Below are 13194 nucleotides of genomic sequence, written 5' to 3'. Positions count from 1 at the left end.
TATTAGAATTCTGATGAACCAGTAGTTCTTGGGAATGGAATTACATCTCTTATGTTAGCCATTCCTGTGATGTACATGATTAATCTTTCGAAACCTAGACCAAATCCTGAGTGAACAGTTTCACCGTATTTTCTAAGTTCTAAGTACCACCAGTAATCTTCTTCACTTAAGTTTAATTCAGCCATTCTAGCTTTTAAAACATCAAGTCTTTCTTCTCTTTGGCTACCACCTATGATTTCTCCTATTCCAGGAACTAAGCAATCCATAGCAGCAACTGTTTTTCCGTCTTCGTTTAATCTCATGTAGAATGCTTTAATATCTTTTGGATAGTCAGTTACGAATACAGGTTTTTTGAATATTTCTTCTGTTAAATATCTTTCGTGCTCAGTTTGAAGATCTATTCCCCACTCAACTGGATATTCGAATTCTTTACCTGATTCTTGAAGTAATCTAACAGCTTCAGTGTAAGTAACTTTTCCGAATTCTGAGCTTACAACATGGTTTAATCTTTCTAATAATCCTTTATCAACAAATTGGTTGAAGAATGCTATTTCTTCTGGACATTCATCCATAACATATTTTATAACGTATTTTAACATGTTTTCAGCAACTTCCATGTCATCTACTAAATCAGCAAATGCCATTTCAGGTTCTATCATCCAGAACTCAGCAGCATGTTTCACTGTGTTTGAGTTTTCTGCTCTAAATGTAGGTCCAAAAGTATAAATATTTCTAAATGCTAAAGCGAAACACTCAGCATTTAATTGTCCAGAAACTGTAAGGTTAGTTTCTTTTCCAAAGAAATCTTGTGAGAAGTCAATTCCACCTTCTTCAGCTATTGGAGGAGCCATCATGTCTAAAGTTGTTACTCTGAACATTTCTCCAGCACCTTCAGCATCTGAACCAGTTATTATTGGAGTATGAGTGTAAACAAATCCTTGATCTTGGAAGAACTTATGTATAGCATAAGCTGCAACACTTCTTACTCTGAATGTAGCTGAGAAAGCATTACTTCTTGGTCTTAAGTGAGCTATTGTTCTTAAGTACTCAAAAGTATGTCTTTTCTTTTGTAGAGGATAATCTGAATCTGACATTCCTTCTACTATTATTTCTTCTGCTTGAATTTCAAATGGTTGTTTTGAATCTGGAGTTTCAACTAAAGTTCCTATAACTGAGATTGATGAACTTATAGGTAATTTAGAAATTTCTTTATAATTTGATACTTTAGCACTATCAAAAACAACTTGAACGTTTTTAAAGAAAGAACCATCATTAACTTCTATAAATCCAAAAGCATTTGATGCTCTTAAAGTTCTTATCCAACCTGATATTTTTACTTTTTTATCACTATATTCACTAGTGTTTCTGTAAAGACTTTTTACTAAAACTACATCTTTCATTATTGTTTCCTCTCTTTCTTAATTAAGTTTTTATTCCAAATAAAAAAGCCCTTCATCCACATTAAGATAATGGGACGAATGGCATTATTCGCGGTACCACCCAAATTGCTATAAAAATAGCCGGCTTTATGAACACAAAAATGTTCTTCAAGTATAACGGTTTGAATCCGTCTAAGTCTACTCTCCAAAGTGGATTTCGGTTAGAAACTCAGAGATGTTCTTCAGAATAGGCTTCACTGCAGAACTCACACCATAATCTGCTCGCTGTTAGCTACTTCCTAAGCTTACTCTTCTCTTCATAGTAAATAAAAATCTTATTTAGTTCGATTAATAATGATTTTACAATAAAACATTAACATTTGCAATATTAACCACATAGAAATATATAGATATAGTATGCAATAGGGGAGTTTTTATGTGCAATTTTTTTGAAGATAAGTTTGAACAAATAAATAAATTAAAGTACTTAATGACTTTAGCAAGAAAAGATAAAAATTCTAAAATATATAAGGACAAAATAGAAGCTGTTTTCCAAGAGTTTGAAGGATTTAGAACAAGGAATAAAGAGGTGGATATGTTAATTCTTACTCCAGAAGAATTGGCTAGTTTCAATGGAAAAAATGGAAAACCTGAATATGTTGCTATAGATGGTGTTATTTATGATGTCACAAACATAGATTTATTTAAAAAGAGTCCATACAATGAATTAATGTTAGGAAGAGATTTAACTAAGGAATTTAATGAATATAATGAAAGAGATTTGTCTTTGTTATCTAAGATTCCTAATGTAGGATTATTGGCAGAGCCAGAGGAAATTCAGTTTATAGAGGATGTAGAAGAATATTATCCGCAAAAAACATTAAAAATAATGAGTTCAGAAGAATTAAAAAAATATAATGGAGAGGATGGAAAACCTTCTTATATGGCTATTGATGATATGGTCTATGATGTAACTGGACTATCATTTTTAAAATTAAGGTCTTATAAAAAATTACCTTTAGGAGTTGATGCAACTAAAGAGTTTAATGAATATTATAAAGACAATAGAGATGTTTTAAAAGGAGCTAGAATAGTAGCAATATTACATGATTTTGAAGAAAGTCAAAGAGGCAAGCATATTCAAGCTATCAATAGAGATTTAACATTAGGTGAGTTAAAAAATTATGATGGGAAAAATGGAAATGCAGCTTATATAGCAGTAGATGGAGTAATTTATGATGTAAGCAATATAGATACATTTAAAAAGAATCCCTATAATAAATTAAAATTAGGAAGTGATCTTACTTCATTCTTTAATGAATATCGTAATGGAGATAGAAGTATATTGATTGAATTACCTATAATTGGAACAGTTGTTTATGATAAGATAGATTATTTAGAAAGAAATAAAGTTAAGGAATTTAACATAAATGAACTTAGCAAATATGATGGTAAGAATGGAAATCCACCATATATAGCTATATTTGGTACAGTTTATGATTTAACAGATGTAGAAGGATGGAGAGAAAAAAATATAAAGGTTGGATGTGACTTAACAGGTGAATATAAAGAGACTTATGGAAATGATAAGACACCACTAAAAAATTTAAGTATTGCAGGAGTTTTAAGTTGTAGTTATAAGGATTGTTAAAAAATAAAGCTAGATTAAAATTAATCTAGCTTTATTTTTATTCTTTTCCAGACTCATAAGAATAAATTAATTTTTGAGGAAAGTTTTTCATTTCCATATCTTTCATAGTTCTTTTAAATTCATAAGGAACAGTTTTCATTTCTACTTTTAATTTAAATTCATTAGAGAAGTCTAGGATCACATAAGTTGCATGAGGTTTACCGTTTTTAGGTTTACCAACACTACCATCATTTATTATAACTTTGTTTCCCACCTTTTTAGCGTAAGGAATATGAGTATGAGCACAAACTAAAACATCCTCTTTAAGTTCGCTCATTATTTCATCTAATTCAGAATAATCTTCACTTAGATATTCATTTATTCTTCTTGGGCTACCATGAACAAATTTAATAGATTTTCCACATACATTTATAGAAAGATCATTAGGTAAGTTATCTAAATAGTATCTATTTGGTGTTCTTAGTTCGGCTGCTGTCCAAGGAAGAGAAAAAGAGTTTATCTCTGTATCTCTAATGTATGTATAATCATTATCCACAACAGAAGCATCATAATTACCTTTTAAGGATAGAATATTTCTTCTCTTAATAAGTGCTATTACTTCATTAGGATGAGGTCCATAACCAACTAAATCTCCTAAACATATTATAGAATCAATATTTTGGTTATCTATATCTTCTAAAACTTCTCTTAAGGCATATAAGTTTCCATGTATATCTGATATTACTGCTATTCTCAATTTTAAGACCTCCTGTTTATTAAGTATTTTTTTACTATAAATATTATATAACAATTTAATGGACAAAATAAAAAAATTAATGGATAAAATAAAAAAATAAATATTACAAATAGTAAAGTTATATAAATTATTAGATAATTTGAAACTATGATATAATTTATTTAAAGAATTTTAACTATTTAGAGAGGAGTGATTAGGGTGAAAGAAGGAAGAGTAAAAAGAATTTTAGAAGCTATGGAGGCAAATAATATACCTCAAATGTTAGTTTCTTCACCTGCATCAATATTTTATTTAACAGGTAAGTGGATATCACCAGGAGAAAGGATGATAACACTTTATTTAAATACAAAAGGTGAGCAAAAGTTCATAGTAAATGAACTATTTCCAATAAATGAGGATTTAGGTATTGATATTTTATGGTATAACGATACTATGAATCCAATAGATATTTTAGATGAAATAATAGATCATGATGAAGTTTTAGGAATAGATAAAGATTGGAAAGCACATTTCTTAATTCAATTATTAGATAGAAAATCAGCAAAGAAATTTGTTAATGGATCACCTATAGTTGATAGAGTTAGAATGAGAAAAGATGATGAAGAAATAGCTTTAATGAAAGAAGCTTCAAGAATAAATGACATAGTAGTAGAAAAAGCAATAAATAGCCTTAAAGAAGGAATGACTGAAAAAGAGGTAGTAGAAATCTTAGGAAAAGGTTATGCAGAGTATGGTTGTCAAGGATACTCATTTGAACCAATCGTTGCTTTTGCAGCTAATGCAGCAGATCCACATGCAGAATCAGGAGAGCAAAAATTAGAAAAAGGAATGGGCGTTTTAATAGATACTGGATGTAGAAAAGATTACTACTGTTCAGATATGACTAGATGTGTATTCTTTGGTGAACCCACAGAACATCAAAAAGAAATATTTAACACTGTTTTAGAAGCTAATAAAAAGGCTATAGAAATGATTAAGCCAGGTGTTAGATTCTGTGATATAGATAAAGCGGCTAGAGATGTTATAGAAGGTAAAGGTTACGGGAAATACTTTACTCATAGAACAGGACATTCAATAGGAATAGAAACTCATGATTTTGGTGATGTTGGATCAACTAATACTGATGAAGTTAAACCAGGTATGATTTTCTCTGTAGAACCAGGAATATATCTTCAAGGAGATATGGGAGTTAGAATAGAGGATTTAGTTTTAGTTACTGAAGATGGCTGTGAAAGATTGAATAAATTAAACAAAGAATTAGTTGTAGTAGAATAATTTTAAATAAAAAAAAAGAACATTCTTAATTCAAGAATGTTCTTTTTTTACTTATTACAATCTAAACGTTTTTTCCTATTTATTAAGGAGTGAATAATATACCTGCAATTGTTGCAGTCATGAATGTAGCTAATGTACCACCTAAAAGCGCTTTTAATCCTAACTTAGCTATAGTTGGTTTTTTCTCAGGTGCTAATCCACCTATACCACCTAATTGGACTGCAACTGAACTTAAGTTAGCGAATCCGCAAAGTGCGTAAGTTAATATCATAATTGTCTTAGGATCTAAAGTACCTGCATGTATGTAAGTTCCTAATTGTGAGTAAGCTAAGAACTCATTAACAGCAAGTTTGATACCTAATAAATCACCAGCAGTAAAGATATCTTTTGCTGGAACACCCATTATAAATGCTATAGGAGCAAATAATCTACCAAGTATCCAGTTTAAGCTTATGTAAGGCATTCCGAAGAATCCACCAACCCATCCAAATAATGCGTTTATCATAGCGATAAGAGCAACGAATGCAAGAAGCATAGCACCAACGTTTAATGCTAATCCTAAACCTTCTGAAGCACCGTTTGCAGCAGCTTCAATAACATTTTCACTTTCAACTTTAAAATCGATATTTCCGCCACCTCTAGTTTCTGGCTCTTCAGTTTCTGGAACTAAGATTTTAGCAAGTACTAATCCAGCAGGGGCTGCCATGATTGACGCTGCAAGTAAGCTACCTGCGTCAACACCCATAGCTACGTAACCAGCCATAACACCACCAGCAACAGTAGCCATACCACCTACCATAATTGCACATAACTCTGATTTAGTCATGTTTTTTATGTATGGTTTAACTAGAAGCGGAGCCTCAGTTTGACCTAAGAATATGTTACCAACAGCACTGAAAGTTTCAGCACCACTTGTTCCTAATAATTTACAAACACCTTTAGCAACAAATTTAATTACTACTTGAACTACACCTAAGTGATAAAGTACGCTCATTAATGATGAGAAGAATATAATAGTTGGTAAAACTTGTAATGCGAATATCATACCAAACTGATTTGTATCAAGTAATGAACCGAATAAGAAAGAAGTACCTTCCCTAGTAAAATCTAATAATTTAGTTATTCCAGCACTAACACCTTCGAATACAGCTCTTCCTGGAGGGAACTTTAAAATTATTAGAGCAAAAATAATTTGTAGTAAAAGACCTGTTACAACAAGTCTCCAGTTGATCTTCTTTCTGTTTTCAGAAAAAAGAACTGCTACACCAATAATACATATAAGACCTATTACACCAATAAACCTATCCACTTTTGTTCTCCTTTTCTTAAGTTTTTTTATTTTATTTTATACTAGTTTTGTATTTAATAAAAGTTAAAAAATGTATTTTTAATTAACTTTATTAAATTTCTTTGATGATATTAGTCATTAATTCAATGAATGTTTTTCTAACTTTAGCTGAAGTCTCCATAACTTCTTCATGGTTAAGAGGTTGATCTAATATACCAGCAGCCATGTTAGTCATACATGAAACGCCTATAACCTTCATTCCACTATGGTTAGCTATTATAACTTCAGGAACTGTTGACATACCAACTGCATCTGCTCCTAATGTTCTAGCCATTCTTATTTCAGCAGGAGTTTCGTAAGTTGGGCCACTAAACATAGCATACACACCTTCTCTTACTTCTATTCCTAAATTTTTAGCTATATTTTTAACTTGAGTTCTAAGTTCTTTGTCATAAGCATTTGACATATCAGGGAATCTAGGACCAAATTCATCTAAGTTTTTACCTATTAAAGGATTTGAACCAGATAAATTTAAGTGATCTGATATTATCATTAAATCTCCAGGAGTATAATCTTTATTTACTGCTCCAGCAGCGTTAGTAACTACTAAAGTTTCAACTCCTAATAATCTCATTACTCTTACTGGGCAAGTAACTTCTTGCATTGAGTAACCTTCGTAGTAGTGGAATCTTCCTTGCATTGCAACAACTTCTTTACCTTGGAATTTTCCTATAACTAATCTTCCAGCATGTCCTTCAACTGTAGAAACTGGGAAGTTTGGAATTTCGTTGTATGGATAGTATTCAGCATCTTCGATTTGATCTGCAATAGCACCTAATCCTGATCCTAATATTAATCCTATTGTTGGGTTGTATTTACTTTTTCCTTTTATGTACTCAGCAGCTGTTTTAATTTTACTTGATAAATCCATAACTTTTACACCTCTTAATAAAAATTTTTTTGTTAACGATTTTAATTTTGGAATATTTCTAGTATGTGGTAACGCTTACTTTAAAATGTATGAAATTCTAAATTAAATTTAGAATTATTTTATTAACTTCTCAGAACCTTTTAAAATAAGTTCTGGAGTTATTGTTATACTACTTAATTCTTTTTTTGATTTATTGCTTAAAGAATCTATCAATAAATTCATACTAAGTTCTCCAAGCTCTCTAGTTGGGCCATTTATATGGCTAAGGTTTATACCTAAAGTATCTAGTATAGGTATATTATCGAAAGATATTAAAGAAATATCTTTTGATATTTCAATGTTTGCTTCTCTTAAAGCTTTTAAGCAACCTAAAGTCATAAGATTGTTACATACAAAAATTGCTGAAGGTCTATTTTCCATTGATAAGATTTTTTTAGTACATTCATATCCACTTTCTTCTTCATAATCTCCATAAAAAATTAAACCACTATTTATATGAAGATTATTCATTATCAATGCTTTTTCATAACCTAATAACCTATCTTGAGCTGGCTTAGATGTCATACGACCTGTTATTATAGCTATGTCGGTATGATTCTCTTTAATTAATGCCTCGGTGGCATCAAAAGCACCTTTGATGTTGTCCACAAAAACACCATTGAAATTATGATATTTAAGACTACCATCAACTAAGATTACAGGTATTCCTAAACTAGTTATAGCCTTTAGGTATTCACTATTTAAATCATTTTCAACAGAGGTTGGACAAATGATAATTCCTCTAATTCTTTGTTCCTTTAGTGTCTTAATAGCTTTAATTTCTTTATTAATGTCTTCACTAGAATCACAAAGAATTAAGTTAAGATCATTCGCTTCTGCAACATCACTTATTCCTTTTATTATAGATCCAAAGAATGGATTAGTAATATCAGGAACTATAACTCCGATAGTGTTAGTAACATTTTTTGAAAGACTTCTAGCAATAGCGCTAGGAGTATAGTTATATTTATTTATGACTTTCATAACTTTTTCACGAGTTTCTTCTTTTACGTATCCAGAGTTATTTATAACTCTTGAAACAGTAGCTAAAGAAACACCCGCTTCTTTTGCAATATTATTAATTGTTACAGACATGGCATTCTTCCTCCTTGTACACTATTATAGATGAACTGCGAAAATAATTAAACAATATTTTCCTTAGTAGAAAAATTAAATTTTAATTAAGTATGTTATCGCTTTCATCAAACTGCACAAGAAAAGAAAAATACTACATGTAAATGATAACATTATTTTTATCATAATGCAAACAAAAAAAGACTATTTTTTTAATAAAATAGCCTTTTTTTAAATAAAATAGTCTTTTTAAAAATTTACTTTAAAAAAAGTTCACCAACTTTAACTACATCACCTGCTCCTACTGTTAAAAGTAGGTCACCTTTTGATGAGTTAGCCTTTACATATTCTAATGCTTCCTCATGAGAATGTACATTAATACATTTAACTCCATGAGCTCTTATGGCATCTCCTAATTGGTCTGAATTTATTTCACCTAAATCTTTTTCTCTAGCTGCATATATATCCATTAAAATAAGTTCATCACAGTCATCAAAACACTTAACGAAATCATCGAAAAGAGTTTTTGTTCTTGTATAAGTGTGTGGTTGGAATACACAGATTGTTTTATTGTGAGACATTTTCTTTGCTGTACTTAATGTAGCCTTTATTTCAACTGGGTGATGAGCGTAGTCATCAATAACAGTTATATCATTCTTTTTACCTTTATATTCGAATCTCTTATGAGCTCCTCCAAAAGATGAAAGCCCTGATATTACTGATTCGGCAGGAATCTTGAATATTTCTGATAAACATACAGCTGATAATGAGTTTGATACATTATGCATACCAGGTACATTTAAAGAAAGAGAAAGAAGTTTTTCTTCACCTTTAAATACATCAAAAGTAGCACAACCTTTTTCGTTAAACTCTATATTTTTAGCTTGTATATCTCCAGCATTGATTCCATAAGTTAATACATTACATTTAGCTCCATCAAGAACTTCAAGAACCTTTTTATCATCAGCATTTCCTATAATATATCCATCATTAGGAATTAAGTTAACAAATTGCTTAAATGTATCCTTTATGTGATTTATATCCTTATAGAAATCAAGATGGTCGGCATCTATATTTAGTATTATTCCCACGTAAGGGAAAAATCTTAAGAAACTTTGCTTATATTCACAAGCTTCAGTTATGAAATATTCACTATTTCCAACTCTGAAATTTCCATGGATTATATCTAAATCTCCACCAACTAATATTGTAGGATCTAAATCTGCGCTAAGTGCAACATGTGAAATCATAGAAGTAGTTGTTGTTTTTCCATGAGTTCCTGCTACAGCAACATTAAATTTATGACCCTTCATAATTTGTCCTAAAAATTCAGCTCTATCCATTAGGATAAGATTATCTTCTTTAGCTTTAACTATTTCAGGATTATCGCTAGGTATTGCAGCGGTATATACAACTACATCAACATCTTGTAAGTTATCTTTACTGTGACCTATGTATATTTTGGCACCTTCTTCTATTAATCTATTAGTAATTTCTGATTCCTTTGAATCAGATCCTGAAACTTTGTAACCAGCATTAAGTAGTACGGCAGCTAAACCACTCATACTAACTCCACCAATTCCTATGAAATGAACTTTTTTATCAATATCTTTTAATAAATCGAAAGCCAAGATATCAACTCCTTTACTTATATACACTAATAATTATATACACTTTTTTAGAAAAGCACACAAAAAAATTCTTTTTAAAAGCATTTTTAAAAATATTTTATGAAAATTTATTGCCTTTTGTACCAAAAGGAATTTATTAATCTTTATATAATTATTAAGACATCTTAATAATTATTAAGAAAAAAATATTAAAATTCGCAATGTGTAATATATAATTGGTTAACAGCCTTAATAAAGTTTGCTATAATTATTTTACATGCAGAATAAAAAGGGAAATATTTATAAAAATATATGTGTTTTATAAAGAATAAAATATGAATTATAAGTGGAAAATATATACTGGAAATTTATATAGGTCAGGTGATTAATATGGAGAAACTAAGTAGAAATAGTAGAGTATCGATTATAACAAAGGTTCTTATAGAAAATCCTAATAAGATAATAGGATTAAATAAATTCTCAGAACTTTTAAATGCTGCTAAATCAACAATAAGTGAAGATATAGTTATTGTTAGAGAAATATTAGCTAAATTTTCAATGGGAAAAGTTGAAACAATAGCTGGTGCAGCTGGTGGAATAAGATATATTCCAGAAATGGGAGAAGAAGAAAAGAAAAAGTTTTTAGAAGAATTATGCGAAATTGCAAGTGAAAGTAATAGAGTTGTTCCAGGAAATTTCTTATATGTTACAGACATAATGTTTGATCCTAGCATAATAAATAAAGCTTCTGTTATTTTAGCATCTTATTTCCAAGAAATGGATATAGATTATGTAATAACAGTTGAAACAAAAGGAGTTCCACTAGCATATGAAGTAGCTAAATGCTTAGGAGTACAACTTATAACAGCTAGAAGAGATAGTAAGGTTACAGAGGGATCAACAGTTTCTATAAATTATGTTTCAGGAACTTCAGGAAAAATACAGCAAATGTGCTTATCTAGAAAATCATTAAAGCAGGGAAGTAAATGTATATTCATAGATGATTTCATGAGAGGTGGCGGAACTGCTAAGGGATTAGTTGATTTATTAAAAGAGTTTGATTCTGAACTTATGGGAATTGGAGTTCTAATAGATAACAAACTATCAACTAATAAAATAACTAAGGATTATGTATCATTAATTGATATTGTTGAAATAAATGAAGATGGAGTAAAAATGGTACCTTCTGTTTAAGGATTAAAGTTACTATGTGTTAAAGAATAATTTACAAAAAATATTAAAAAAAGAAGGATTTCTATATTTTGTATAGAATATACATAGTAACAACAACTGGAGGTGTACCATGATGAATATTACAGATGTAAGAATTAGAAAAATATCTGCAGAAGGTAAGATGAAAGCTATAGTTTCAGTAACTTTTGAGAATCAATTTGTTGTACATGATATCAAAGTTATAGAAGGACAAAATGGTCTTTTCATAGCTATGCCTAGCAGAAAAACACCAGATGGAGAGTTTAAGGATATAGCTCATCCTATAAATACAGAAACTAGGGAGCAAATTCAAAAAGCTATTCTTGATGAGTATGAGAAAGTTAAAAATTTAGATGTTCAAGAGTAATTTTAATAAAAGGAAGATGCCTTCCTTTTATTTTTTTGTCTAAAACATAATGAATTTCATGTTAATATCATTAATAACTTATTATTGAAATAAGTAATTTATTAAAATATAATTGAAAATGAGAAATTTGAAGATTTCACAACAAAAGAAGAGATTAATTTTAAATAGTATAGCTTATATAATAAAATGAGTATCACAAAGAGGTGTTTTTATGAACAAATGTGCTATAATATTAGCAGCAGGTCAAGGGACTAGAATAAAATCTAAGTTACCAAAGGTTCTACATAAAGCTTGTGGAAAAGAAATGGTTAATCATGTTATCGATGCTATGAGAAGAGCTGAGATAGAAGATGTTAATGTAATAATTGGAAAAGGTGCAGAATTAGTTAAAGAAAGAACTTCATCAAAAAATGTAAGTTATTCTTTACAAGCAGAGCAGTTAGGAACTGGTCATGCAGTAATATGTGCTAAAGATTTTTTAGCAGGAAAAACTGGAGTAGTAGCTATATTTACAGGAGATGCTCCTTTAATAAAGCCAGAAACTGTTAAAAATTTAGTTGACACACATATTAATGAAAAAAATTCAGCTACTTTATTAACATCAGTAATTGAAAACCCAACTGGTTATGGAAGAATAGTTAGAAATGGTGAATCAGTTGAGAAAATTGTAGAACATAAAGATTGCAATGAGGAAGAAATAAAGATACAAGAAGTAAATGCAGGAATGTATTGCTTTGATATAGAAAGCTTACTAACTTCTTTAGAACAACTTTCAAATGATAATGCTCAAGGAGAATATTACTTAACAGATGTTATAGAAATATTAAAGAAAGAGAGTAAAAAAGTTGGAGCTATGATTACAGATTTTGAAGAGACTTTAGGTGTTAATTCAAGAGCTGAACTTGCTAAAGTTGAGAGTATAATGAGAAACAGAATAAATAGAACTCATTTAGATAATGGAGTTACTATAATAGACCCTCTAAACACATATATAGAGCCAGATGTAGTTATTGGTCAAGATACTATAATCTATCCAGGTAACGTGTTAGAAGGAAAAACAGTTATAGGAGAAGATTGTGTTTTATATCCTAACTCAAGAATTAATAATAGCATAATAGGAAATGGTGTTGAAATTCAAAGTTCAGTTATTTTAGATAGTAAAATAGGTGAGGAAACAACTGTAGGACCATTTGCTTACGTTAGACCAGAAAGTAATATTGGAGACCATGTTAGAATTGGTGATTTTGTTGAAATTAAAAAATCAACAATTGGTAATAATACAAAGGTATCACACTTAACTTATATTGGAGATGCTGAAGTTGGAGAAAGATGTAACTTCGGATGTGGTACAGTGGTTGTTAACTATGATGGTAAGAAAAAATATAAAACAATCATAGGAGATGATTCATTTATAGGATGTAACACTAACTTAGTTTCACCTGTAGAAGTAAAAGATAATACTTATATAGCTGCAGGATCAACAATAACTAAAGAGGTTCCAGAAGGAAGTTTGGCTATAGCAAGAGCTAAACAAAAGAACATAGAGGGCTGGGTTGAAAGAAAAAAGCTTAAATAAGCATTAAATATACAAATGCCAAAGGCTAGGTTTAATTTTAAGGAGGTCTTCACTAA

At 29.9% G+C, this 13194-nt stretch carries 11 protein-coding genes and 1 other annotated feature; of the genes, 5 read left to right on the top strand and 6 right to left on the bottom strand.

Annotated elements, in window-relative coordinates:
* Positions 1 to 2 precede the first annotated feature (2 nt).
* Entirely contained in the window at positions 3 to 1400 is a 1398-nt protein-coding gene (gene asnS, locus OIF33_RS13300; RefSeq protein WP_322504746.1) for an asparagine--tRNA ligase, read from the bottom strand.
* A 67-nt stretch (positions 1401 to 1467) separates the two neighbouring features.
* Positions 1468 to 1709: a binding site (T-box leader), on the bottom strand.
* 106 nt (positions 1710 to 1815) lie between these two features.
* Between asnS and OIF33_RS13295 the strand changes: the two genes are divergently transcribed.
* Positions 1816 to 3030: a cytochrome b5 domain-containing protein gene (locus OIF33_RS13295; protein WP_322504745.1), complete on the top strand. Its 1215-nt coding sequence runs from the start codon at positions 1816 to 1818 to the stop codon at positions 3028 to 3030.
* A gap of 37 nt (positions 3031 to 3067) precedes the next feature.
* Here OIF33_RS13295 and OIF33_RS13290 read toward each other — a convergent pair whose 3' ends face one another.
* The gene (locus OIF33_RS13290; RefSeq protein WP_322504744.1) at positions 3068 to 3766 is read right to left on the bottom strand and encodes a metallophosphoesterase family protein; all 699 of its coding nucleotides are present in this window, start codon (positions 3764 to 3766) and stop codon (positions 3068 to 3070) included.
* Positions 3767 to 3964: 198 nt separating this feature from the next.
* Between OIF33_RS13290 and OIF33_RS13285 the strand changes: the two genes are divergently transcribed.
* On the top strand, positions 3965 to 5041 hold the full coding sequence (locus OIF33_RS13285; RefSeq protein ID WP_322504743.1) for a Xaa-Pro peptidase family protein: 1077 nt from the start codon (positions 3965 to 3967) through the stop codon (positions 5039 to 5041).
* Between the two features lie 82 nt (positions 5042 to 5123).
* Here OIF33_RS13285 and OIF33_RS13280 read toward each other — a convergent pair whose 3' ends face one another.
* The 4 genes from OIF33_RS13280 to murC form a co-directional block, all read right to left on the bottom strand.
* Positions 5124 to 6350: a NupC/NupG family nucleoside CNT transporter gene (locus OIF33_RS13280; protein WP_322504742.1), complete on the bottom strand. Its 1227-nt coding sequence runs from the start codon at positions 6348 to 6350 to the stop codon at positions 5124 to 5126.
* A 91-nt stretch (positions 6351 to 6441) separates the two neighbouring features.
* Positions 6442 to 7260 (bottom strand): purine-nucleoside phosphorylase, encoded by an 819-nt coding sequence (locus OIF33_RS13275; protein ID WP_322504741.1) that lies wholly within the window; start codon positions 7258 to 7260, stop codon positions 6442 to 6444.
* Between the two features lie 114 nt (positions 7261 to 7374).
* On the bottom strand, positions 7375 to 8394 hold the full coding sequence (locus tag OIF33_RS13270) for a LacI family DNA-binding transcriptional regulator (protein WP_322504740.1): 1020 nt from the start codon (positions 8392 to 8394) through the stop codon (positions 7375 to 7377).
* Between the two features lie 236 nt (positions 8395 to 8630).
* Positions 8631 to 10004: a UDP-N-acetylmuramate--L-alanine ligase gene (murC, locus tag OIF33_RS13265; protein WP_322504739.1), complete on the bottom strand. Its 1374-nt coding sequence runs from the start codon at positions 10002 to 10004 to the stop codon at positions 8631 to 8633.
* 369 nt (positions 10005 to 10373) lie between these two features.
* On the opposite strand from murC, the gene purR reads away from it, so the two are divergent.
* The 3 genes from purR to glmU all read left to right on the top strand — a co-directional run bounded on the left by purR (position 10374) and on the right by glmU (position 13138).
* Positions 10374 to 11177 (top strand): pur operon repressor, encoded by an 804-nt coding sequence (gene purR, locus OIF33_RS13260; protein ID WP_322504738.1) that lies wholly within the window; start codon positions 10374 to 10376, stop codon positions 11175 to 11177.
* 112 nt (positions 11178 to 11289) lie between these two features.
* Positions 11290 to 11562, top strand: coding sequence for a septation regulator SpoVG (spoVG, locus tag OIF33_RS13255; protein ID WP_003450704.1), 273 nt, complete (start codon positions 11290 to 11292; stop codon positions 11560 to 11562).
* Between the two features lie 211 nt (positions 11563 to 11773).
* Entirely contained in the window at positions 11774 to 13138 is a 1365-nt protein-coding gene (glmU, locus tag OIF33_RS13250) for a bifunctional UDP-N-acetylglucosamine diphosphorylase/glucosamine-1-phosphate N-acetyltransferase GlmU (protein ID WP_322504737.1), read from the top strand.
* Positions 13139 to 13194: the final 56 nt, after the last annotated feature.

Source organism: Clostridium sp. LIBA-8841 (genome assembly GCF_034439435.1).
Taxonomy (GTDB): Bacteria; Bacillota; Clostridia; order Clostridiales; family Clostridiaceae; genus Sarcina.
Note: the sequence above shows the minus strand (reverse complement) of the source record. Positions and strands in the feature narration are given on the sequence as shown.

Excerpts from the sequence above, each read along its gene's own strand:
- asnS (WP_322504746.1), bottom strand. The coding sequence starts at position 1,400 with ATGAAAGATGTAGTTTTAGTAAAAAGTCTTTACAGAAACACTAGTGAA.
- OIF33_RS13295 (WP_322504745.1), top strand. The coding sequence starts at position 1,816 with ATGTGCAATTTTTTTGAAGATAAGTTTGAACAAATAAATAAATTAAAG.
- OIF33_RS13275 (WP_322504741.1), bottom strand. The coding sequence starts at position 7,260 with ATGGATTTATCAAGTAAAATTAAAACAGCTGCTGAGTACATAAAAGGA.
- OIF33_RS13270 (WP_322504740.1), bottom strand. The coding sequence starts at position 8,394 with ATGTCTGTAACAATTAATAATATTGCAAAAGAAGCGGGTGTTTCTTTA.
- purR (WP_322504738.1), top strand. The coding sequence starts at position 10,374 with ATGGAGAAACTAAGTAGAAATAGTAGAGTATCGATTATAACAAAGGTT.
- spoVG (WP_003450704.1), top strand. The coding sequence starts at position 11,290 with ATGAATATTACAGATGTAAGAATTAGAAAAATATCTGCAGAAGGTAAG.
- glmU (WP_322504737.1), top strand. The coding sequence starts at position 11,774 with ATGAACAAATGTGCTATAATATTAGCAGCAGGTCAAGGGACTAGAATA.